The sequence below is a fragment of the Pontiella agarivorans genome (assembly GCF_034531395.1).
Classification (GTDB): domain Bacteria; phylum Verrucomicrobiota; class Kiritimatiellia; order Kiritimatiellales; family Pontiellaceae; genus Pontiella; species Pontiella agarivorans.
The window spans coordinates 276,036-300,870 of sequence record NZ_JARVCO010000010.1 but is presented as its reverse complement, the minus strand read 5'-3'; the positions used below and the strand labels follow the sequence as shown (position 1 = coordinate 300,870).

The window sequence follows — 24,835 nt, the reverse complement described above, 5'->3', positions numbered from 1 at the left end:
AAAGCGGACGAATGGTTCAAACCGAACCGTATCCATCCGCTTAATCGCGGGAGTTTAGCACACCGCACTACCCACACAAGATGAGTATAATGATTATCTATATCGCTCAGCCGAGCAGCGACGGCCAGTCCTGGAGGTATTCATCGCCGAAACCGTAGTTTTCGGTCACAAAGTCGAGGTCTTTATCGCCGCGGCCGCTGAGGTTCACCAGAATCGTACCGCGATCACGCTCCTTCGCTTCGCGGATAGCGCCGGCTACGGCATGCGCACTTTCCAGCGCCGGAATAATGCCTTCGGCGCGGCAGAGCAGGTAGAATGATTCGAGACATGCCGCATCATCGGCCGTGGTATATTTTACGCGCTCAATATCGTGCAGATAACTGTGTTCCGGGCCTACGCCCGGATAGTCCAGGCCGCTGGCAATGGAATATACCGGGGCCGGTTCGCCGGCCTGATTCTGCAACAGGTAGCATTTGAACCCGTGGATAATGCCCTCGGAACCATAGCTCATGGTCGCGGCATGATCCCCGATCTCACCACTGCGGCCGCCGGGTTCCACCCCGATCAACTCCACCGGATCATCGATGAACGGTGCAAACATACCCATCGCATTGGAGCCGCCGCCGACACACGCCATTACGGTATCCGGCAGATCACCGGTCATTTCAACAATCTGGTCGCGCGCCTCGGCACCGACCGCAAACTGGAAATCGCGGACCATCACCGGGAACGGATGAGGACCGACCACCGAGCCGATGCAGTAAATGGAATTGACCGGATCTTCGAGATAGGCCTCGAACGCAGAATCAACCGCCTCTTTCAGGGTTTTCAGGCCGTGCGTCACCGGCACCACCTTGCAGCCCAGCAGTTTCATGCGCGTCACGTTCGGCGCCTCTTTGGCAATATCGACCTCGCCCATATGGATTTCACATTCCAGCCCGAAATAGGCCGCCGCCGTTGCCAGCGCCACGCCGTGCTGGCCTGCGCCGGTTTCGGCAATCAGCTTTTTCTTCCCCATAAACTTGGCCAGCAGCGCCTCGCCCATGCAGTGATTCAGCTTGTGCGCCCCGGTATGGTTAAGGTCTTCACGCTTCAGATAAATCTGGCACCCGGTGCCTACGAGGTCGGAAATCCGCTTGGCGTGATACGTCGGAGTCGGACGGCCCTGATAGTGCTTACGAATGCGGCGCAATTCGGAAATAAAATCGTGTGAGCGGCTGATCCGCAGATAGGCTTCCGTAATTTCCTTAAACGGCTCTTCGAGCTGCGGAGGAATAAAGGAGCCGCCATACGCCCCGAAAAAACCCTCATCGTTCGGAAACTGTTTCATATACGTTGCGTAATTGCCCATCTCATCCTCCGGTATCCAATCCTTGCCCATCCGGCGGCACCCCGTGTGCCGATCCGGAAAAAACGTACTCAAGGTAGATGATTCCACAAAAGAAGGTCAAGGACTGCCGCTTTTAAACCTGAGGAAGGGAGAGCATAAACGACTCTCCCTTCCATGCACTGCTCATCGAACAGGGTGCAGTTTATTCGACGGACTCTTCCGCACGCAGCCGGATGTACCGGCCGTCCACGGCTCCTTCGTCCATCTGGAAGTGATGTTCCAGCTCTTCCATAACGGCGGATTCCGGAAGGTCGTTGGTAACCACCCCATCGACGGTCATTGCGTTCCAATCATTGGAAACGAGGTTGTCGCACCATTCGACCGTATAGACCAGGCCCGCAGCATCACGGTCAATCCGCTCCTGCGCAATGTAACGCGCAGTTCCGTCGCCATCGAGCTGCAGATACGGCGGCACGGTGGTCACGGCCGCATTGGTGGCATCACCGCCGAAAACAAACTCATAGAAGTTGCTTTCGCCGTCGTCATCATCGTCACCTTCACGTCCGCCAACCAGACCGACCTCGTTTTCATATTCCCCGAAACCGGAATCCGGAACCTCTCCGGGCCCGATCGTCAGCAGGATATTATCCATGAAGGCATGGCCGTCGGCCACCGCGCCATCCTGATTGAAGTAGATGATCGGCCAGACTTCGGTCGGAATAAAGTCGCCCGCGCCATAATTCAACGGGAAGGTCCCGGTGTACTCGAAATGATGCACACCGGCCGCAGTCACTTCCTGCGACCAGTCGAATGATCCGTTACCGGACGTATCGTCCCTCCAGCGCAGGAAGACTCCGCCGACCCCTGCCGTCAGGTTTGACGGAATATAAACATCGAAGGACAGGCTGTATGTATCGCCGGGCTGAATATTATATCCACCCAGACTGATCGCACTGGCGGACTGCTCCACGCCGCCCCACAGATTGGCCTGCGTGCTCAGCAGTGCCGCATTCCCGGAAGCCGATGTGAATTCCGCCGGTGCCGCTACCACTTCAGCCGTGATGCCGTTTGCCGTGTAGAATTCCGCCCCCGGCAAGACTTCATTCACGCCCGAGGCCGCACCGATGAACGCACTGTCGAAATCCTCTTCCCACAGCGTGGTTAACGGCAGCGGCGGATTCGGATCCGTTACCACGATTTGAAGTATCGCGCTGTTGGTATTGCCCGATTCATCCCAAACCGTAACGTCGAATGCATTGGTCCCCCTGTCTCCAATGTCCGGAACTCCGCTCAGTGTTCCGTTGGTCGTCCAGCTCAGCCAGGCCGGGCCGGTCAGATCAAAGGTCATCATTTCGCCTTCCGACTCAAACGTGTAGTTGGTCAGCGATGCGGCATACGCCGATTCCGCCGCCACCGTACCGCCGTCAACCGGATCCGAAATAAACCACGGCGCGGCATTGGCCGGAATAAATTCCACGCGGAAATTATCCATGTTCACTTCAGCAATTTTACTGAACGACGCCACGCTGTTCGTGGAACCCTGCCAACCGGTGGTATAGCCGGCATAGATGGTTTCCCCGTTCGGGATATGGCTCAGCTCCTGCGTTACCGTGCTGTACTTCACGGCACCGCCGATCAGGATATCCGCATAACGCACATAATTGGACACCCCGCGCTCAACCGTCAGCTCAATGGTGAACCAGTCGCTGAAACCGCCGACGGAGGTATCCACCCCGAATTCGGAATGCGGCACCCAGCCTTCGACCCAGACATTGTTTTCTCCATTGCCGTTATTGCCCATGGCCGAACCGCGGTTGCACATGGTGAAGGCATCGCCGCCGTTTTCCCACCAGTTGGAAGACACACCGAGCAACAGGCCGAACGCCGCTTTATTGAAGACGTTCGTAATATCACCGCCCGCATTGTGGTAGTAACGGAAGTCGGAACGGACCATTGCTTTATCCCCGTCTTCGGTCAGCGCAAAACCGTGCGATATCGGGACGTGGTAATTGCGGGTGGCCACGGAGGTATCAAGCACCGCATACTGCCCGTTTCCGGTCAGCAGATCCTGCTGATCGGTCAGTTCCTCCCATTTCGGGTGCCAATCCGCACCGGTCAGCGTGTTGCTGTAGGCCGCATTGCTGAAATCATCTTCAAAGATGATGTCCGCCGGACGCGGGCCGGAGCCCCCGCCGGCCAGATTGTAGGTCACGATCAGCTTCGGCGCCACGGCCCCTTCCTTGGAACTGAACCAGGCATCGTTACCGCCGCTGTCCATCTGGGCAATCAGCGTATATGTTCCGTCACCAACGCCGTCGAGCAGATCTTTAACCTCAAACTCATAGGTGGTTCCGGTGGCATAACTGCCGTTCTGATTTCCAACCTCTGCCCCCGTTCCCGGTTTGTTGGCATCGGTAAGCGTCGTCTCCGTCCAGTTATTGTGGGACCCTGAATACAGCCGGATCGTTCCGCTGCCGGCATCACCGGCGCAGCGCAGAGCCAGCTTCGCACTGAGTACATCATCCGTAATGCCGGAGACATCAAACATGAAATACGCCACCCGGTTACCCGCTTCGATTTTCAGTTCCGAGGTATTGAACGGTGTGGTGCCCTGAATGTAGGCATCGTGCAGCACCGTGAACTCCTTGGTTTCCTCGAACGACTCCTCATCGATCACCAGGGTATAGGCCTGCGAACGGCTGTCACCGTCTGTATCCGTCACCTGCACCGTAAAGTTATAGGCGGCGTCCAGCAGCGGCGTACCGAAAATCCGTCCATTACTGAAGGTCAGCCCCGGCGGCAGGGTTCCGCTGATGATTTCCCAGGTAAACGGCTCCTGTCCATACTGGGTCTGAATCGTCTGGTCATAGGCACTGTTCACTTCACCGTTCGGCAGCGAAGCGGTGATGATATTCGGGAAACGCGCATCGACCACATCAATGGTCACGCGGTCCGTTCCGCTATTGGTTTCGCTGTCGAACGCCGTCAGTTCAAAGATATAGGTGCCTTCAATCAGTCCGCTCAGGTCCTGCGTCACAGAGGTGTAGCTCGACATCACCGCCGTGTTCGGACCGGAGATCTGATTCCATTCAAAACCGGTCAGCGTGGTTTCCTCCATCGGCGTAGCAGAGCCTTCCAGCGTTGCGGTACTTTCCGGAACATAGATGGTCTGATCCGGCCCGGCTTTCACCAGCGGACCTCCGCCTTCGCGCGGTGATTCCGTCGCCGCATTCATGGCCGATTCATTGAATCCGACCGTGGTTTTTACCAGAACAAACCGGTCGATCGCGTGCCCCGGAGAACGGGCCGCAATCTTGACGGTGTGAATACCGGGTTCATAGTGCCGCTGCACATTGTCGTTTTTAACGTGTGTGCCATGCACCGGCTCAAACGAGGTAATCCACGACCACGAAGGTTTGCTCTGCACCCATGACTTGGTGAAGTTCGTGAAGTCCGTCTTTCCGGCCGGCGTGGTTCCGCCGGCCAGCGCGATAAAGGAATCATTCCCGGCATCAAACGAAGCCACATCGTTATACTGCTTCTGACGGCAGCGGAAAATGTAGTCCCCCGCCGTATTGATTTTAATCTTATAGGTAATGACGGCGTTGACCTGTGCTTCCGTTTTGGTGTTCCCCGAATACTGGGCCCCGGTCCACTCCAGCCAGCCGCTGCCGAGACTGCCCGCCATGGTCGGATCGGAGGTATATGTGGTCGGACGCGCCACCCAGTCGGAAACCAGGTCGCCATGCTCGGCTTCAACCACCACAACACCGCCCTGCTCAATCCAGGCCCCTTCTTCCCCCAGCGGGAATACGGTCACCTGTACGGAATCAGACGCTGCGTTCCCCTCAATATCGGTCACGGTCATCTGGAACGTATAGATACCTTCAAGTAATCCGGACGCCGTCAGTGTCGCGGTCGTCGCGCCGCTCAGAACGGCGGATGACGGGCCGGAGGTCTGGGTCCATTCCACCGTGAACAAACTGTCATCGTCGGCCAGCCCATTAATCACAACAGAATTCACCGGCAGCTGGATGGTTTTATCGCTACCGGCATTCGCCGTCGGATCAACCGTGTTGTTCGGGTCGAGCACAACAACCTGTATTGAATCGCTGCTTTCACCGCCATCATTGTCGGTTGCCGTCAGGCTGAATTCATAGATGCCTTCAACCAGATTCGATGCCGTAAGGTCGGCTGTTGTCGCACCGTACAGATCGGCCGTATTCGGGCCGGACTCCTGCGTCCAGAGATAGGAAACAATGGTGCCGTCCTGATCGGTTGCAATACCGTTCAGCGTAATCGAATCATTCGGCAGATGAATGAACGTGTCCTGACCGGCATTTACAGAAGGGACAATGCTCACACTGCCTTCGCCGATGTTCTCTTCACCGGCCCTGCAGAGCAGTACCGCCCAGTCCTGGCCGGTATTATTCGGTGCATTGCCGACAGAAGGCGAACCGCCGCCGTTGACCTGTGTGACGGTACCGCGCTGCAGATCTCCGCCGTTGCGCGGATCGAACCACCAGACTTCAAATGTACCCGTTGCATCGGTCAGATCAATGGTGGTGGAGCCGCCGCTCGGCAGATAGATTGCATACTTACTGTTCGTTTTACCGAAGGCATATTTGCTGTTGTTGTTTCCACTGTTACCGATCTTTCCATTCATACTCCACATTTCAGAAAACATAAGATGGTCATAGAAAAACTGTTTCGCAAAGCGGCAGTAATCCCACATCCGGTCACGGGAACGGAAGTCGGTCAGCGTCAGGTCGCTGTGCGGATTCTGGTATCCGGCATAAAGCTCAACGCCGGCGCCGCCGGCCATCAGATTGCCCCACACTGTATTTTCACGCATCTGCTCCTGCGAGGGATTGGTCTGGGAAACGGAGTCCGGCGGATTGGCTTTGTCGGACGGCCCCTGCTCATCGTTGGCGACCACCCACGGTTTACCGGCGGCATTCGATTCATTGATCCACTGAATCGTTCTGGAATGAACCTGGTCGTAGCGGCACTGCAGCGAAACTCCGAGCATTTCAGAGTTTTCTCCGAGTAGCGGGCGATAGACATCCTCCCATTCGTTCGGATACGTATGCAGCACACGATGATTCTCATAGGGATCAATGTCGGCAATATACTGAAACATATCCATCTGCTGCGAAGTCGACTGCGAGTTTTCCTCGCCCAGATTCCAGTTCAGTGCCAGATGGTGCCCGAAGCGGGCAACCAATTCGCGGAGATACAGTTTACGTTCAGGCCCCGTGTTACCGTCATCCAGCGCATAGGCGGATCCGGGTCCATCAAGATCATCATTCTCCCGTTCCTGCAGTTTAAAGTGCAGATACATGCCCTTGTTCTGACCATGACTGAATACCATTTCCCATTGATCGAGTTTAGAGCAGTCGTAAACCAGCGGGTTGTTGTGGCTGACAAACGGCCAGACATCTTTCGAGTCGCCACCGGCATTATAGGTTAGAAACGAAAAAACATTCTGCCCTTCAGAAGCCAGATAGTTGATCGCACCGATCATGCCTTTGCCTTTATCCGCGCCCCAGGTCGGATCACCGCTCTGCCAGTCGGCCACATGATCCGCCCAGTCCCGGCGATAGTCTGTTCCGGCATGCGTATATGTGTTATCAAAATCTTTGTAGTTCAGAAAATTCTCAGGAGCGTCCGCACCGGTTTTAATGAATGCGCCCCCTGTAGCCGCATGTTTCAGATAACGGGAACCGTCATAAACCAGCCGGCCTTTAAAACGGAAGTCATCGGCGGACTTGTCGGTTTCAGCCACCGTAAAACTGCCGGTGGTTGCATTATACGGGAACAATGCCGATCCGGCCCATTCGCCCAGATCCACCGCAACGTTCGATCCGGTACGAAACTTGATTTCATAATCCCATTCCCCGGTCAGGTCCGGTGCCAGATGCGCACGCCATTTACTGCCTGATGTCGCACTGGTGTCGGCCGCATTTCCGTCGGCCGCGAAATAGCCCGGAACCAGATAGCTTTTACCGGAATCGCGATGCGTAAACTCAACATTCATCCGGTAATCAGTAAACGTCGACGCCACTTCGGACGCCGTCGGTCCATCCAGCGTAAGCGTCACCTTATGCCAGCGTTTCAGTTCCCCGCTCACCGAGACCGCCGGCGGCGTTTCCAGTTTCAACGTCGTCCAGCGTCCCCTCGCCCAGGCAAATCCGTCGTTTTCCGGAATCTGTCCGTTGGAGTGCGTGTTCGATTCAACCTCAATCAGCGCCCCCGCCGGAACCACTACGTTTTTAAAGACATGATCCTGCGGATTATAATCCGTGGCCGTCGTTCCGTTCTGACGTTCACCGATCAGCACACCGTTCACCGACAGCCGATACGAACACTCCCCATCCAGCTCACGCAACGCCGTAATCGCAATATCATACGTTCCTGCCGTACCGTTAAACGTCAGCTGTGCCTTGGCAAACTTATCCCGATACGCTTCATTCGCCGCATTAATCGCCAGCGCGTTTTCCGCCCCGTGCACATAATAGGGGACCTCACCGGAACTGAGGTTGGTGAAATCGGTCGTTGCGTCATAACTGTACGACGCCGCCCGAACCGATCCCGCACTGAATGCCGCCGCAAGCGCGCAGGCGGATACAACAAGGTATTGCTTCATCATCTCTCTCCTCTGAATTTTTTATCGACCCGGCCGACGGCCGGACCCCTCTTCAATGAGATCGAAAACAATCTGTCCTGATTCGCAATTCATCCGATTTTCAACGCTTTTAATTCTATTTTCAGCGCTAAATCCGATTCATCCTGCAAATTAAAGTCAACATCATGAGAACGATCTATTCAGTATTGCCGGCTCCGCACAATTTTAGTCGGAACTTTTTCATCGTCCTTTAATCACTTTAATTCACAAAACCCGCTCCCCCGTAAAATGTTAGTCATTCCGGAAACTGCCACCCACCAGCTTTCCAATGACCGGAATAAAAATTTCCGCGATCCGAACCGCGGTCAACTGCACAAAGATTCAACGGTTTACCGGGAAGCAGTTTGCACGATGCTGCACTTGTTAAACCCCAATTGGATCCATATGCTTTCTGCAACTTTTTTTGTTATTGCAGAAATGAACAAGAGCCTCCGTAAATTTGAACATAAACTGACACACCTGCGGCAGGGCGTCACAAAATACGGCCCCGCCCCGCACAAGCCGGTTCTGCTGCTGGCGGTCATGCGCGGTCTGGAGGAAGGCTGGATCTCCGGTAACCGCATCGAACTGACGCCCGAGCTCGTCGGCACTTTTAAATCCATCTGGCGGGAACTCGTGACCACCGCCCACTCACCGCTCATTGCCCAGCCGTTCTTTTATCTGCGCGGAGAAAAATTCTGGCACCATATTCCAAATCCCGGATTCGAAACATGGGTGAACCTAACGCGCAACAGTCAGTCTATCGGCGTGCTGCAACGCGCGATTCGCCATGCGGAACTCGATCCCGACCTTTTTGCTCTGATGGCTTCTCCGGTGGAGCGGGACGTTTTGCGGCAGACGATGCTCAAACGCTACTTTCCAGATGCCGCTCTGTCAGCCGGGGTAAATTATCTGGATGAAGTCAACAGCCAGATCCTCGCCGAACCAGCCGCTGACTATCAGGCCAAAATAAAAACGTTGCAGGAAACACTCGATAAAGAAGCCTACGAAGAAGAGGTCTTCGTCCGCGGCGGCGTATTCAAAAAACAGGTGCCGATGATCTACGACAACACCTGCTGCATTTCCGGCCTGAAAGTCGAAACCAGCATTAGCGCATCTCTGATCGACGCCTGCCATATCGTGCCGTTCAGCCAGTCGCACGACGACACCATCACCAACGGCCTCGCCCTCTGCCCCACCCTGCACCGCGCCTTCGACCGCGGCCTCATCGCCATCAACCCCGAAAATTACCGCGTCATCGTCTCCACCCGCATGACCCAGCCCGTCACCAGCACCTACTCCATCCGGCAGTTCCAAGGCCTGGAAATAAAATTACCCCAAAACAAAAACCACCGTCCCAACCCGCAAAACCTCGCCCGGCATCTGAAACGGTTTGCGGATAATTTTTGAATAAAGAACTAAATACCGGAGATAGCAACATGAGCGCTAAACAGAAAAACAGTATCAAAAACTGGTTTTTTATGACCGTTGGTACGGCTGTAATTGGCGGTTTTGTAAGCTTCGCTTTCGGACTAATCCCTACTGGAAAATCCACTAGCAACAATCAACAGATACAGGGAAACAGTAATATTCAGGCTGGCGGAAACATAACTCAAAATATCCATTTACCAGCAAACAGTCCTGTTCAGGGAAAAATCCGAATCGTTGACATAGTAAGTCATCAGTTCTCTTCAACCTTAGACTTCAGAATTGAAAATACGGGAGATCTTCCTGTTTCGATAAGTCGGTGTTATTTCAAAATTCTTGCCATTAAAAAGGCTCCCGGACTTTGCGGCTCCCAACCCATTTCTGAAAAAAGTCATTTATTGATTAACTCCACAGTTAAGAACGGAGATGTTTTATCGACGGCACTTGCCTTGAACCTGAAAGGTCACGAGCAAGACCGATTCACAATCCGCGCTGAATGGATAGGGCACTCTGACACAAGCAAATTCATTTTTGCTGTTCCGGCACTAAAAACCAGTCAGGGTTTTGTAGAAGGAAAAGTTGCCCGTTTCTACCTCAATCTAATTCATCTCGAATCGGCTCAATTGTCCCCTGAGCCTATCGGAGGGTGGCAAACTTATTGCGATTCTTTGCATTTCAAATACCAACCAGGATCACTTGACTGGGCAACTGAGGAAAAAAATGTAAAAAACATTACCCACGGATTTACACCGATTGATGATTGAGAACTGATGGACGTGATTTCAGAAGACGATGCCGCCGTTAATCGTGTTTTCGTGATAAATCAAAATAAGCAAAGAATCGGTGCTCTATCCAAAGCTGCCAGTGAAAAATGGATTCCCCGGATGGAATCCATCAAAGAAGTACGCATTCACTCCATTGTCAATTGGCGGAAAGATCTGATAGATGAAAAATATGTAAAGGACAGTTATCCCGACACATGGGAGGTTCCATTGCTGGAACTTGTGACGTTCGACCAAACGGGATAACTAAAGGGTCGGACGCGCGGTGAAAAAAGAGTCGGTCCGATATTTTAATATGCTGATGATTCGCGATCGAAATGAAGGCCACAGACAGCATCTTTAAAAACAGTCTCCTTTTCTCTCCCGACACTTCATCACAGAAGCTGACCTCTGAGCTATAGAAGGTTATATTTTGAGCTTTTTAATCCTCATTCTGGTTATGTTGGTGCTCATTCTGGGGGCGGTTTCCGGGGCGATCCTGCCGGGCATGCGCGGACGGGCCGGGGGAAACCGGGTCAGGCGGGCGGCGGACCGATGGCTTCCGCCTGAATATTATCTTCAACTTCACGATGTGACCCTCCCGACGAAGGACGGGCGCACGACGCAGATTGATCACATTATACTTTCGATGTACGGAATCTTCGTGATTGAGACCAAAAATTACAGCGGATGGATTTTCGGTTCAAAGGAGCAGCGATACTGGACCCAGGTGGTTTATCAGAAGAAAAACCGGTTTTTGAATCCGCTCCGGCAAAACTACGGCCATATCTGCGCGCTGTCTGAATTTCTGGACCTGCCGCTCAGCCGGTTTCACAACATCGTATGCTTTGCGGGCTCGGCTGATTTTAAAACCGATATTCCCGACGGGGTTTTCTTTGGAAAAGAATATGTTGATTACATTCTGAACTTTAAACGAACGATTTTCTCGAAGAACGAGGTTCTGAACATCCGCAAACAAATCACGGAGGGACGTCTGGCCCAGGGGCGTGAAACCGACAAGCTGCATGTGCAGAATGTCCGAATCGGCTTTCAGGATCCCGTATGTCCCCGATGTGGAAAAACATTGAAACTGCGGACAGCGCGGAAAGGCCCGAATGTCGGTCAAACCTTCTGGGGTTGCTCGGGGTTTCCGTCCTGCCGGTTTACAAAGCCGAAATAATCTGGGGTTATCGCTGGCGGTTTACTGATTTCGAGGCAGCGCCCGAATGGCACTACGCATGAGCTTCATCTCCGGGCATGCAGACGGGCCGTCTGCGGTACGGTTGCCGTATCGTCTGCTTCCGGTGGCCCCCGGGCTTGTATCGCAGGCCGCCGGCCTGCCCCGTAAAGGGGATGATTTATGCTTCATTCCGTACCGTTCTGGTAGAGCCCGACCGCCGGGCGGGCTTATGCTCCCGGCCTTTTGAGCATGATTTTGCCGTCCTGTTTCGGTGCACTGCCGGTTATTCCGGGAATTCGGTTCCTGTGCGGTTTTCACACCATTTGCCCCGGTATATCTTTGTGCCTTTTCATGGTTGCGCCCCCTCGTTTCCACGATCCGGCAAACACGGCGGCGGGGTTCCGGGTGTGTTCCGGGGTTAAAGTTTTTAAAAAATATGCAGCTGGCACATCCGATGCTAACGTTTAGGCCTTGACCATTTGCGGCGTTTTGTCACATTGTTTCTCGATTTTACACCAGACCATTTTAGTTAAAGGAAAGTCAATATGTTGAACCGGGCCATGGGAATGTTTTCCAGCGATATAGGAATCGATCTGGGAACTGCGAATACACTGGTGTACGCGCGGGATCGCGGCATCGTGATTCGCGAACCTTCGGTAGTGGCGGTGCAGGCCGGCACGAACCGGGTATTGGCGGTAGGCGACGAAGCGAAACGAATGCTCGGCCGTACCCCAGGCAACATTGTGGCTATCCGCCCGCTGAAGAGCGGAGTAATCGCGGATTTTGAGGTTACCGAGGCGATGCTCCGCTATTTTATTCAGAAGGTTCATAGCAGAAAGAGGATGGTGAGGCCGAGGGTCGTGATTGCGGTCCCGAGCGGCATCACCGAGGTGGAGAAGCGCGCTGTTAAAGATTCCGCAATGCATGCGGGCGCGCGCGATGTGTTTTTAATTGAAGAGCCGATGGCCGCAGCGATTGGAGTGGGCCTGCCTGTACAGGAACCTGCCGGTAACATGATCGTGGATATCGGGGGAGGCACGACGGAGGTTGCCGTGATTTCCCTTGCCGGTATTGTTTACAGCCGGAGTGTGCGCGTCGGTGGCGATGAGATGGATGAGGCGATAATTCAGCATATAAAAAGGGAATATAACTTGCTGATTGGAGAGAGAACCGCCGAGGAAATTAAGATTACGATGGGATCCGCCCTGACTTCCGGTGATGAGAGCACCATGGAAGTAAAGGGTCGCGATTTGGTGGCCGGGCTGCCGCGGACGCTGACAATCAGCTCCGAGGAAATACGCCAGGCCTTGCAGGAACCGGTGAATGCCATTGTGGAGGCGGTGCGTGTTACACTCGAGCGCTGCCTTCCGGAACTGTCGGCCGATCTGGTCGACCGGGGCATGGTACTGGCTGGCGGCGGCGGACTGCTCCGCGGGCTGGATGTGCTTATTTCGGAGAAAACCGCCCTGCCTGTGCATGTGGCGGATGATCCGCTGAGCGCCGTGGCCGAAGGCACCGGCATTGTCCTGCACGAAATTAACTTCCTACGTAAAATGGCGGGTCCGAACAGTTAATACGGATCTTTAAAATCCATTCCCGGCATCAGCTGATGCGCTCGTCCTCCCGATAGGGACGGAACGTGTTGAGGAACAGAAAATTGATGTACGCCGCAGCAATCGGTTTCGTGCTGATTGTGGTGTTTGTTCCGCTTCCTTCGTTAACCCTCAAGGGTAAAGGAGCGGTACGCGGTGCCATGGCACCGGCTGAAAAAGGGGCTTCCAGCATTTGGCAGCGCCTGACAGAAACAGCTGCAGCGATACGGGGTATAGGCGGCGCGGTGGAAAAAAACCGCGAACTGTCGCATGAACTTGTGCGCGTGCAGGCCGAGTTGAACCGGCTGCGCGACATCGAGGCGGATAACCTGCGTCTGCGGCGCGCCCTTGATTTCCATCAGGCGAGCCCGCATCAGATGATTCCCTGCGACGTAGTGAGCCGCAATATTTCCGGATGGTGGAATACCGTCCGTCTGGGCAAAGGCGCTCGGAACGGTATCCGCGAAAACCGGGCGGTGATCAGCCCCGACGGGCTTGTCGGCCGCACCACCGAAGTCACTCCTCTGACCAGTGACGTACTGCTGGTTTCCGACCCCGCCTGCCGGGTTTCGGCCAAACTCGCGCGTGCAAACGTGTTCGGCCTGGTTCGCGGAACGGGCAGTAATCTGCGCGGCGAACCGCAGGCGCGCATGGAATTTATTAATAAAGATGCTGAAATCCGGATTGGTGATGAAGTGGTGACATCCGGCCTTTCGACCGCCGGCGGCGCCTTCCCGAAAGGCGTACATATCGGCTATATTGAAAAAATATACAAAGATGATTCGGGGCTTTTCCAATATGCGGAAGTCATCCCGCGCGCAACTGTCGGCCTGCTGGACTACGTTTTTGTGGTTTCCGAAGCAAAGGAGGCCGGAAAATGATGTTTCTTCGGTGCGTTACCTTGAAGATTGCTGATTATCGATTGCCCATTGCATGGGGCCACGCAGGTGTCTGCATTGGAAACCCGTCAAAAACCGGCAATCAGCAATCGACCATACCCCACCTCTCCGGAGGTAAACGATGAGACGCCGGATTCTGATGCTGTTCATTATCCTGTTCGGTGCCCTGCTTCAGATGGTGATGCCGTCGTGGCCGCTGTTCGGCGGAATGAAACCGCCGATTCTGGCGGCACTGGTGCTGCACTATGCCCTGCGGCGCGATAACCGAGATATGTGGCTGGCGGTTTTTGCCGCAGCCATTATGCAGGACGGATTGGAACCGGGATCATTCGGACCGGCGCTGCTGGCGTTTCCAATCATTGGAATACTTTCAAACCGCATCCGCAATGAAATCTTTGTGGACGGTGTGGTGACTCAGCTTTTTCTCGGTGCGCTGATCGGGGTTTTCTGTACATTTGCGGCGTTGCTCATTTTCACGGCCTCCGGCCAGCGTCCGTTTCTTTTCGGGCAAACGCTGCACCGCCTGCTCGGCTCATTCCTGCTCGGCATGATTACGCTGCCGCCGGTTTCGCATGCCATCATCCGGCTTGAAGCCCTGCTGCCCAAACGGAGGAGCTACGGATGGCAATAAAGGTGAAACAGAAACAGGAGTCGAGCTCGGTGGTAATCTGGGCGGTGTTCGGCATCATGATGGCCTCATTGCTTTTTCTGGGTTCCAGACTCTGGAATCTGCAGGTGCGGGGTAAGAGCGGCTTCGATGAGGTTTTTCATGATCAGTCGGTCCGGCGCGTGCGACTGCCGGCGGTGCGTGGAAAAATTTTTGACACCAACGGCGAGGTGCTGGCCGACAGCGTTCCGAACTATTGTATTGCGATCTACACTGAAGAGATGCGCGCGCCGCGGTCGGCCGTGGCGAATACCCTCGAACTGATGCACCGCATCTGGCAGTCAATCGGCGTGGCTCCGGACATCAGCTATCGCGATGTGAAACGTCATTTTGCCCTGACCCCGAATGAACCGCTGGTCGTCTGGAAAGGGTTGGACGATGAAAAACTGGGCGTATGGCAGGGGATTTTCGGCCGCTGGAACGATGAACGGAAAATTCCCGGGCTTAAAAAACACGATCCCCTGCGTACCAACCGTATTACTTTCAACACCAAAGAGCTGAGCAAAACACCGACTTCAACGGCGGCCAATACGCTGGAGCTGGTGTATGAAATTTCGGATCGGATCGGCATTCCGCGCAAGGTTCGTTATCAACAGATTGTCGATCATATTATCCTGCAGAAGCCGCTCCCGTTGCTGGCCTGGCAAAATCTGAATGATGCCACGATCGCCAAATGGGCCGACACCTGCTCGATGCTGCCCGGAACGGATATCTATTATCAGCCGGCGCGTACGTATCCCTTCGGCGAAACCAATGCGCATCTCATCGGATTCACACTGGCGGCCGATGCCATCAACGAAGCGGAAGATACCGGCGAAAAAATCCACTATGATATGCGCGGTATTGAAGGCCGAAAAGGGCTCGAAGGCACCTATAATGATCTGCTTGAAGGGGAACCGGGATATAATCTTGTGCGGATTGATGCCTCCGGGTATCACCATTCCGATATTCAAACCCGCTTTCCGAAACCCGGCGGCGACCTGCAGCTGACGATTGACCAGAAGATTCAGCAGTTTGCCATGGAAGCCCTGTTAACCAAGCAGGACGGTGAGGATCCGAACCTTCCGGTGAAGGGCGCATGTGTGGTGCTTGACCCCAACAACGGCGACGTGCTGGCGATGGTTAGTGCGCCATCCTTCAACCCCAATGCCTACATGGCTTCGGCAAAATACCGGCTGGCTTTGAATAAGGATCCTTTTTCGCGGACATTTCATCGGGCCGTTTTCGGACAGTATCCGCCAGGCTCAACCTTCAAACCGATTGCGGTACTCGGTGCGCTGCGGAACAATCCGGATTATGCCAATGTCTACCACGACTGTCATAATCCCTACTATGTGGGCAAACGCCGCATGAAGTGCTGGATTCATTCGCGCTACGGTGAACACGGCGAAGTCAACGCCCGTCAGGCCCTGATGGTTTCGTGCAATGTCTATATGTTTGAGATGGTACAGGAACTGGGCTATGAACCGATCCGGGACATGGCACATGAATTCGGTATCGGGCAGTATGCGGGCCTTTTCCCGAATCTGGATGATCCGCCGGAACAGAAAGATGTCAAATACGGCAACCTGCCGGACCATGCGCTCAATACGATCGATGCGTGCAACATGTCGATCGGCCAGGGAGCCATTCTGGCAAGTCCGCTGCAGATGGCGATGGTGGCTTCCACAATCGCCAACGGCGGACGGGTTTACCGCCCGCGTCTGGTTAAAAAATGGCGCAACGGCCCGGACGATCCATACAACACAAACCCCACCTGGGCCTACCGGCAGCTCGACGTTCCGATCGAAGCCCTCGAAGTGGTGCGCGGCGGTATGCACGATGTGGTCAACCATCCAGAAGGCTCCGCCAAGGCGGCGGCGCTGGATGGAGTCCTGATTGCAGGAAAGACCGGATCGGCGCAGTATAAAAAGCTGGTCGACGGCGAAGTGGTCAGCAGTGTGCACACCTGGATGATTTCCTACGCCCCCTACCATTTTCCAAAATATGCCGTCGCCATGCTGGTGGAAGACGGTGTTTCGGGCGGTCGCTCCATCGGCCCGCGCCTCCACGACCTGTATGCAAAGATTTTCGAATATGACGGAACCATCAGCAAGGGGGACAGCTGATGAACGGCATCGAAGTGAAGCGGCTCGACTGGACCATGCTGAGTACCATTTTTCTGCTGATCACCATGAGCGTGGCCTTTGTATTCAGCGCCCGATTTAAATCGGCGGATCTCTACGGCGATACCTGGGAAAAACAGCTGATGTTCGCCCTGCTGGGCATGGGCGTGTATGCGGCACTGGTCTGGTTTGATTATAAAGTGATCGCCACACTCTCGTGGTGGATTTATGCCGGGGCAATCATTCTGCTGCTGGCGGTTTTCCTCTTTCCGGCAAACAACGGGGCCCAGAGGTGGATTCCCCTCCCCGGCTTTACGCTCCAGCCTTCGGAACTGGGAAAAATCGCGGTGGCCATTAAACTGGGGGCTTATCTTTCCGCCCCGGACCGTGATGCGGATGAGTGGAAAACATTTTTTGTCTGTGCGGCGATTGCGGGGCTTCCGTTTGTTCTGATTGCGGTCGAGCCGGATTTGAGCACCTCGCTGACTCTTGCACCGATCACATTGGCCATCATGCTGTATGCCGGGGTGAAACGAAAACTGCTGCTGATCGGGCTGGCCGTTGTTGTGCTGGCCGGCGTTACCGCCTGCCTCTGGATAAAATATGAGCAACCGACGCAGGAGCAGCTCGATAACGGCTACGTGCCGGACAAATCCGAATTTCTCCCGCGTATGCCCATTCTGCAGGACTATCAAAAAGACCGCATTCGTGTATTTGTGCGGGATGGACACGATGTTGCCGACGCGGGGTGGAATAAGCTGCAATCGCAAATTGCCGTCGGTTCCGGCGGCCTGCACGGCAAGGGTTATCTGCACGGAACCCAGAATATTCTGGGGTTCCTCCCCTCGGCAGTCGCCCAGTCGGATTTTATTTTTTGTGTCATCTCGGAAGAGACCGGATTTATTGGCAGTGCGTTTATTCTGACGCTCTATGCCGTACTGTTAGGACGTTGTATGCGGGTATCATTGCGATCCCGCGATGAGTTTGGGCGGCTCATGGCACTGGGAATCGGTGTCATGTTGTTCTGCCATGTGTTTGTAAACATTGCGATGACGATTGGTGTTCTTCCAATCACTGGACTTCCGCTGCCGCTGATGAGCTATGGCGGGTCCTTCATGGTGAGCACCCTCATCGCACTCGGCCTGGTGCAAAGTGTGTACCAGCGCCGGAAAATAAGAAATTAGAACAGGAGAACCACCATGCTTAAAAAACTGAAAGCCTTTGGAGGCAGTAAGCGGGAAAAAAAGGAGATCATCATCAACATCGAAACCCTCGAAACCCGAGTGGCGGTGCTGGAAGATGGAAAACTTGATAATTTCCACATTGAACGTCAGGAAGACAACCGTATCGTCGGCAGCATTTTCAAGGGCAAGATCCAGAATCTGGAAGACGGCCTGCAGGCGGCGTTCGTGGATATCGGCCTGAAGAAAAATGCCTTTATCCACTATTGGGATATGATTCCGGAAGATGCTGCGCGGCTCGAACGCGAAGAGGGCGTCCGCGCCAAAAGCTCGACCCGGCGGCGTAAAAAATACAAACCCGGCGAAATGGAAAAGATTTTTCCGATCGGCTCAGAGATTATCGTGCAGGTGACCAAAGACGCCATCGGCACCAAGGGACCGCGCGTGACCGCCAACCTGAGCATTCCCGGACGCTATCTGGTGATGATGCCGGGGACGCACCTGAAAGGGATCTCGCGTAAAATCGATGATGTCAAAGAACGCAACCGCCTGAAAAAAATTCTGAGCCGCCTTCCGGTGCCGGATAACATCGGTCTGATTGTACGTACCGCCGGATCGGGAACGCGCAAAGTCAGCTTTGCCCGCGATGCCCGTACGCTGTTCGAAATCTGGAACGATATCGAAAACGGTATTAAGAATGTTCCCGCCCCGTGCGAGCTCTATTCCGAACCGAAGCTGGCCGAACGCGTGGTCCGCGATTATCTGACCGAAGACATCGACCGCATCTATATCGACAACCGGGAAATGTTTGAAAAGACCCGCCAGATCATCGCCAAGTTTTCGCGCCGCTCGCGCAACTGGGTGCAGATGTACGGCGGAGAAGAGCCGATTTTCGATTATTTTGAAGTCGAGAAGCAGATCGAGTCCGCCTACCGCCGAAAGGTCTGGATGAAATCCGGTGCCTACCTGATTTTCGATGAAACCGAAGCTCTGGTCGCTATCGACGTCAATACCGGCCGCCATAAAGGCAGTAAATCACAGGAGGAATCCATCCTTCAGGTTAATCTGGAATCGGCCGACGAAGTGGCCCGTCAGCTGCGCCTGCGCAACGTCGGCGGTCTGGTCATTGTCGACTTCATTGATATGAAGTCAAAGAAGGATCAGAATGCGGTTTACCGGGCGCTGAAAGAAGCCCTGAAAAAGGACCGGGCCCGGACCAATGTGTTGCAGATTTCACAGCTCGGGCTGTTGGAAATGACCCGCCAGCGTGTGGAGGAGTCGATCTTCACGTCGGGCTATGTGGACTGTCATTACTGCCGCGGTCGCGGCAGGGTGAAATCGCCCCTCTCCATGAGCGTGGAAATCCAGCGCCGTGTGAGCGAGTGTATGCGCAAAGACCGCAACGGAACACATTCCATGCGCGTGACGGTCAACCCGCAGGTACTGGAACGCTTGCGTAAAGAGGATGAACAGGCGCTGATTGATATGGAACAGGAATTCCACGGCCACCTGACCTTTGTTTCGGACGGCCATTTCCACATCGAGGAATTCACCATCACAAACGACGACAACGGTAAAGTGCTTTTCAGCAGTTCGGAAACCTGAGCCGAAGGCCGGGTTCCATACCATACGGAAAGGCCGGGATACCCCCGGCCTTTTCGCATTAAACCCGCTCTTCGCTTATGCCGAAGCGCCGGCCAGTGCTTTGTCAACGGCTTCGCCAAGCACATCGAGCGGAACCGGTTTTTCGAAAACCTCCTGTGCCCCGAAAAGCTTGGCTTGGCGCAGAAAATTGATCGGCAGGTCGCGCATGCCGCCCGAGATGGCAATGATTGGAAGGTCCTGCCTGCTTTGGCGGATTTTAAGCAGAATCTCCAGTCCATCCATTTCGGGCATCATAATATCTGTGATAACGAGATCGGGTTCCGCCTCTTCAATGACCTGCATCCCTTTCCGGCCGTCGTCGGCCACCAGTACATCATGCCCTTTACGTATTAGAAACTGTTCAAAAACCGTCTGAATGGTTTTGTCGTCATCAATAACGATAATTTTCGCCATCCCTTTTCTCCTGTTCAATTTTAATCAACGCCTTCTGGATGGAATTCATCAAACCGACTGCGGTGAAAGGTTTATGTAAAAAAATGTAGCTGCTTTGCTCAAGTTTTTCCCAGCGCTGCTCCTCTTCCGGATATCCGCTGCAGAGCAGCACCGGCAGATGAGGCAGATCTTTGCGAAGCCGGTCTGCCAGATCGATACCGTATCCATCCGGCAGCTGCATATCGGTCAGCAAAAGGTCAATTCTTTTTTCGAGGCTCCGGAAAGTGGTCAGGGCTTCCTCGACAGAGCCGGCCATGTACACAGAAAACTCTGCAGCTTCGAGAATTTCCCTGAACAGCGGTTGCAGCAGGAGGTCGTCCTCCACAACCAAAATACGTATGAATTCACTTTCGCGCAATTCAGCACCATTCGGCGCATCGCTTGCGCAGGATTCTGCCGAGGGGAAGTAAAGGGTAAAGGTGGTACCATGTCCTTTTTCACTGGTGACATTCACCCAGCCGTTGTTCTGCTGCATAATTCCGTAAACCACAGACAGGCCGAGACCGGTTCCTTTCCCCACATCTTTCGTTGTGAAAAACGGCTCAAAAAGGCGGGGAAGAATCCCGGGGTCAATACCACTTCCGGTATCGGAAAACGACAGGCGGGCAAACCTTCCCGGACGGCTGCCGGGCATGCCGGTTTCCTGCTGTTTCAGAACGACTTCTTCAGCCGTAACAGAAAAGCAGCCGCCCTCCGGCATGGCATCCCGGGCATTCACTGCCAGATTCATAATCACCTGAATCAGTTGGCCAGCATCCATTCGTATCCGGGAAACTCCGGGCTTGCAGTCCATCTGCAGCGCATAGTGTTCGCCCAGCAGAATCTGCAGCAGCCCCTCGTTTTCCTGCAGAACCGCCTGTACATCCAGCAGCCGGGTCTCCAGCGGCTGTTTGCGGCCGAACGCCAGCAGTTGCTTGGTCAAACCAACGGCTTTTCCTGCAGACTGTTTAATTTCCAGCGCATTCTGATACTGCTGCGATCCCGGATCGAGATCGTAGAGCAGCAGTTCGCAGAACCCCTGAATCGCCTGAAGAATATTGTTAAAATCGTGGGCGACCCCACCGGCCAACAAACCGATGGCTTCCATTTTCTGGCTTTGCCTTAATTCCTCTTCACGCGCCAGATCCGCTGTGATATCCCGTTGAATGGCCACGTAATTGATGATACGGCCGGTGTCATCTTTCACCGGTGCGATGGAAACCTCTGCAGTGATGAGCGATCCGTCTTTTTTGCGGTTGATCAGCCGGCCATCCCATTTTCTGCCGCTTGAAACCGTTTTCCACAGCGTTTCATAGGTTCGGTCCCGGTGCTCACCGCTCTTCAGAATCCGCGGATTCGTTCCCACCACCTCACTGCGCACATACCCGGTATTGGACTCAAAGGCCGGATTAACATATTGAATGATCCCCTCAACATCCGTGATCACAATGGCATCAGGCGATTGTTCAATGGCTGTCGAGAGGCGCAGCAGTTCCTTTTCGCTTTCACGCCGTTCGGTAATATCTTCAAGCATCCATATCGATCCGGCATCCGGATTACCGGCATCCAAAGCCTTACCGGTCAACCGCCCCCAGAAACTGTGCCCCTGTACCTGATTAAAACGCACCGTTCGGTCAAAAAGTTCATTTTTAGACAGCACCTCATAGGCTGTCATACCGGTTTTTTTGTAGTCTTCATCCGACTGATAAAACAAGCGGGTGGAATGATTCTGAATGTCTTCAAGAGGAATGCCCAGAATTTCCGATAACCGGGGATTGACCCACTCGAACACCCGGTTGCGCACCAGTGCGATCCCAAGTGTGCTATTGCTGAGAATCAGGTTTTGTTCCTCGCTGACCGCACGCAACTGCTCTTCGGCCTGTTTACGTTCGGTAATGTCCGAAATAAATCCTTCTATGACGGTATTCCCCGCCGAATCCTCACGTCCGATACCGCGTTCTGAAACCCATTTTACCTGCCCGGTTTGCGTGCGGATCCGGTATTCCTGTTCAAAATGGGTCTTTTTCCGGAGGCTCATCTGCACCGCCTCAAACACCCGCGTTCGGTCATCGGGATGCATTAACTCGGCAAAAGACACCAGCCGGCTTCCGATGATAGCCTGCGGTGCGTACCCGGTAATTTCCAGACAGCCGCTGCTGATAAAACGCATGGTCCAGTTTTTATCGCAATCGCAGAGATAAGCCATTCCGGGAAGATTAGACAGCAACGTGGAGTACTGTTCCCGCGATTTTTTCAGTGCGGCAGTCATTTCAATGCGCTGTGTAATATCCTGTGCAAAACCGATAATATGGTGGTTCGGCAACGGGGCCGTTGAAATCGACCACCAGCGCTTTTCCCCGCTCTTCGCCAGAAACGGAAGCTCCACCTGAACCTCTCCGGTGTCGAGCATCTTATGAAAGACTTCTTCCGCTCTGTTCCGGACCTGCGCATCTTCATAGAGATCCAATACATGCATGCCCCGCAGTTCGTCCTTGGAATAACCGGTCATCGTCGCTGCGGCCTCATTTACATCCAGGTAGTTTCCGACTTCATCGGTGATGAAAATGGCATGCGGAGCATGTTCGATATAACTGCGGAAGCGGGCTTCGCTGACCTCAAGCTGTTCCCGGGCCGCTTTGCGCTCGGTGATATCCGAGGTAAAGCCGATCATATACTCGCCACCGTCCCAGGTCAGATAGTTCGCAGCAACTTCCACAGGATAACTTTCCCCGTTTTTCCGGCGATGCACCCCCTCAAACTGTGCGCGCTGATGTTCCTTCACATAGTTCCAAGAGGCCTTCCAGCCCTCGGAAGAGCGGCACTGTTCCGACTCCACATCCATGACAGACATTGCCTTGAACTCTTCCGACGAATAACCCAGCAGGTCCGAAGCGCGTTTGTTTGTGTAGTGAAAACATCCGTGTTCATCGGCCAGAAAAATGGCCAGACTGGAGTGGTCCAAGGCAAAGCGGCTTAATTCGAGCTGTTTTTCCGCCTCTTTACGGTCGGTAATATCCCAGATTACTTCGTAACTACCGGCCACAGCACCGGCTTCATCGTAACGCGGAACCTTGATGAGCATCCACCAGCGCCCTCCGATAAACTGCTCCTTCTGGAGGGTTTTACCGGTTTCCATGACATAATGATCATCTTTTTCAACCTGTTCCGCTTCATCCTGCGTAAGAAAATCATATGCGGTTTTACCGTGCAGGTTTTCAGGTTCATCCTTTTTCCACTCAGCAAAGGCCTTATTCACCGTGAGCAACCGGCCCTCTGTATCTTTGAATAAAACCAGTGAAGGCAACGAGTCCATGAAGGAATTGAACAGATTATTCTGAAACGCCATTTTTTCGCCGGACAAAATGGCATCTTCCATCATATTCAGTGCCGCAAGCCGTGAATCAGCCAGTTCGTCATTCACGCGCTGCAGCTCCGCTGTACGCAACTCAACCAGCTCATCAAGCATGCTCTTCTGCTGCTTGATCTCCCGGCGTGCTGCACAGTGCTGCAAGGCAAGCCCGATAGTCGGCTCCAGCAGATGCAGAGCGCTTTCAATTTCAGCGGCCAGCTTTTCATCTTCCACGTCCAACAGAATAAACTGCCCCGACAGTTGGTCTGCACAGCGAATCGGTATCCGCAGCAGGCTCCTGAACCCTCCGCTCATCAACGGCTCATACAGAGCATCCTCACCTTTCAGCTGTTCCACCAGAAACGGCACCGGATCCGGACGGCACACCAGACAGAGTCCAGAAAGCCGATCCTGATCAAACAGTGCAGCATTCTCCTGCGGATAAATCGAAACCGGTCGGCACGTAGAGTCCTTGTCTGAATGATGATAAAAGACGACGCCCGATGCACCGGTCAGCTCATGCATTTGTTCACACATGTGATGCGCCAACTCATCAAACCGGGTGAATGCGGCAAGTTCCGTAATTAACCCTGAAACCATCCAGCGGCACGCCAGTGCAGATCCGGTTTCGGGCAAAGCGTTGTTCATAGTCAAAGTTTCCCGCCCCCGTTCAGGCATAGGGTGCTTCCCGCCCTAGCTCGCGGCACAGGCCATTAATCTCCTGTTTGAGCTCAATCATCCGCAGCTCCCGACCGGTCGCCATTTTATTAAACTGCTCCAGTTCCAGATTATGCTGCCGCAGCGATTCTTCCACCTGTTTCCGTTCCGTGATGTCTCTGATAATCGCCGTATAATATATCTCCTCGGAATCAGTCCATGATGCGAGAGAAAGATCCATGGGAAATTCCGTGCCATTCTGTCGGAGCCCGGTCGATTCAACCGTATTTCCAAATCGTTTCTGTCCCCCCCCCGAAACCAATTCCCGCAGACTATCGAAACGCTCTTTGCGATTTCGCTCAGGCAGCATATGTGTGACCAGCCGGCCTTTCATTTCCTGCGCTGTATAACCGAATACACGCTCAGCCGCCGGATTCCAATCCTTCACAAACCCCTGAGAGTCGGTCGTTATAATTGCATCTTTTGCAGTCTCTACAATAGCCCTGAAGCGGGCATTCACCGTCCGAAGCTGCTGCTCCACACGCTTTCGTTCCTGTCGTTCCTGCTGCTCCTCCAACGCACGATACACCACCGGAGCCAGACGGGAAAGCCGCTCCTTGAGGACATAATCAGTCGCCCCGGCTTTCAGACTGTTAATGGCAAATTCTTCACCGACCGTTCCCGAAACCAGAATAAACGGAATCTCCTTCTCCTGCTGAAGCAGCAGACTGAGTGCGGTCAGACCGTCAAATGCAGGCAATGTATAGTCAGAGAGAATCAGGTCATACTCTTCACTGCATAGGCCCGCCAGATAGGCCTCGCGGGTTTCCACCCGCTGCCACTGGCAATGAAAACCGTTCGCCTCCAACTCGGCAATTTCAAGTTCGACATCTTTCGGGTCATCCTCAACAACGAGCAGTCGTAAATCAATTGGCTTCATCAT

The 24,835-nt window shown here is 53.9% G+C and carries 15 protein-coding genes; 10 read left to right on the top strand and 5 right to left on the bottom strand.

Annotation, left to right across the window (positions count from 1 at the left end):
* Nucleotides 1-106 precede the first annotated feature (106 nt).
* Nucleotides 107-1,351, bottom strand: coding sequence for a tryptophan synthase subunit beta (trpB, locus tag P9H32_RS08835; protein ID WP_322608535.1), 1,245 nt, complete (start codon nucleotides 1,349-1,351; stop codon nucleotides 107-109).
* 181 nt (nucleotides 1,352-1,532) lie between these two features.
* The gene (locus tag P9H32_RS08830; RefSeq protein ID WP_322608534.1) at nucleotides 1,533-7,982 is read right to left on the bottom strand and encodes a PKD domain-containing protein; all 6,450 of its coding nucleotides are present in this window, start codon (nucleotides 7,980-7,982) and stop codon (nucleotides 1,533-1,535) included.
* A gap of 453 nt (nucleotides 7,983-8,435) precedes the next feature.
* Here P9H32_RS08830 and P9H32_RS08825 point away from each other — a divergent pair, with 453 nt between their 5' ends.
* The 10 genes from P9H32_RS08825 to P9H32_RS08780 all read left to right on the top strand — a co-directional run bounded on the left by P9H32_RS08825 (nucleotide 8,436) and on the right by P9H32_RS08780 (nucleotide 19,415).
* On the top strand, nucleotides 8,436-9,407 hold the full coding sequence (locus P9H32_RS08825; protein ID WP_322608533.1) for an HNH endonuclease: 972 nt from the start codon (nucleotides 8,436-8,438) through the stop codon (nucleotides 9,405-9,407).
* Nucleotides 9,404-10,189 (top strand): hypothetical protein, encoded by a 786-nt coding sequence (locus tag P9H32_RS08820; RefSeq protein ID WP_322608532.1) that lies wholly within the window; start codon nucleotides 9,404-9,406, stop codon nucleotides 10,187-10,189. The genes P9H32_RS08825 and P9H32_RS08820 overlap by 4 nt, the downstream gene beginning before the upstream one ends.
* 120 nt (nucleotides 10,190-10,309) lie before the next feature.
* Complete coding sequence (locus P9H32_RS08815; protein WP_322608531.1) at nucleotides 10,310-10,453, top strand: hypothetical protein; 144 nt, start codon at nucleotides 10,310-10,312, stop codon at nucleotides 10,451-10,453.
* A gap of 166 nt (nucleotides 10,454-10,619) precedes the next feature.
* A complete protein-coding gene (locus tag P9H32_RS08810; RefSeq protein ID WP_322608530.1) occupies nucleotides 10,620-11,366 on the top strand; it encodes a nuclease-related domain-containing protein in 747 nt (248 codons plus the stop codon).
* Nucleotides 11,367-11,911: 545 nt separating this feature from the next.
* The gene (locus tag P9H32_RS08805; protein WP_322608529.1) at nucleotides 11,912-12,940 is read left to right on the top strand and encodes a rod shape-determining protein; all 1,029 of its coding nucleotides are present in this window, start codon (nucleotides 11,912-11,914) and stop codon (nucleotides 12,938-12,940) included.
* A gap of 86 nt (nucleotides 12,941-13,026) precedes the next feature.
* Entirely contained in the window at nucleotides 13,027-13,839 is an 813-nt protein-coding gene (gene mreC, locus P9H32_RS08800; RefSeq protein ID WP_322608528.1) for a rod shape-determining protein MreC, read from the top strand.
* 139 nt (nucleotides 13,840-13,978) lie between these two features.
* Complete coding sequence (gene mreD / locus P9H32_RS08795) at nucleotides 13,979-14,488, top strand: rod shape-determining protein MreD (protein ID WP_322608527.1); 510 nt, start codon at nucleotides 13,979-13,981, stop codon at nucleotides 14,486-14,488.
* Nucleotides 14,479-16,632 carry a peptidoglycan D,D-transpeptidase FtsI family protein gene (locus P9H32_RS08790; RefSeq protein ID WP_322608526.1) on the top strand — a complete coding sequence of 718 codons (2,154 nt, stop codon included), beginning with the start codon at nucleotides 14,479-14,481 and terminating at the stop codon, nucleotides 16,630-16,632. The genes mreD and P9H32_RS08790 overlap by 10 nt, the downstream gene beginning before the upstream one ends.
* Nucleotides 16,632-17,813 (top strand): rod shape-determining protein RodA, encoded by a 1,182-nt coding sequence (gene rodA / locus P9H32_RS08785; RefSeq protein ID WP_322608525.1) that lies wholly within the window; start codon nucleotides 16,632-16,634, stop codon nucleotides 17,811-17,813. Before P9H32_RS08790 ends, rodA begins: the two co-directional genes overlap by 1 nt.
* 15 nt (nucleotides 17,814-17,828) lie before the next feature.
* Nucleotides 17,829-19,415, top strand: a complete 1,587-nt coding sequence (locus P9H32_RS08780) for an Rne/Rng family ribonuclease (protein WP_322608524.1) — start codon at nucleotides 17,829-17,831, stop codon at nucleotides 19,413-19,415.
* Nucleotides 19,416-19,490: 75 nt separating this feature from the next.
* Here the strand turns inward: P9H32_RS08780 and P9H32_RS08775 are convergent, their stop codons facing one another.
* The 3 genes from P9H32_RS08775 to P9H32_RS08765 are packed head-to-tail and all read right to left on the bottom strand — an operon-like array spanning nucleotide 19,491 to nucleotide 24,835.
* Nucleotides 19,491-19,868, bottom strand: a complete 378-nt coding sequence (locus P9H32_RS08775) for a response regulator (protein WP_322608523.1) — start codon at nucleotides 19,866-19,868, stop codon at nucleotides 19,491-19,493.
* On the bottom strand, nucleotides 19,846-23,883 hold the full coding sequence (locus P9H32_RS08770) for a PAS domain S-box protein (protein WP_322608522.1): 4,038 nt from the start codon (nucleotides 23,881-23,883) through the stop codon (nucleotides 19,846-19,848). Before P9H32_RS08770 ends, P9H32_RS08775 begins: the two co-directional genes overlap by 23 nt.
* A 22-nt stretch (nucleotides 23,884-23,905) precedes the next feature.
* On the bottom strand, nucleotides 23,906-24,835 hold the full coding sequence (locus tag P9H32_RS08765) for a PAS domain-containing response regulator (RefSeq protein WP_322608521.1): 930 nt from the start codon (nucleotides 24,833-24,835) through the stop codon (nucleotides 23,906-23,908).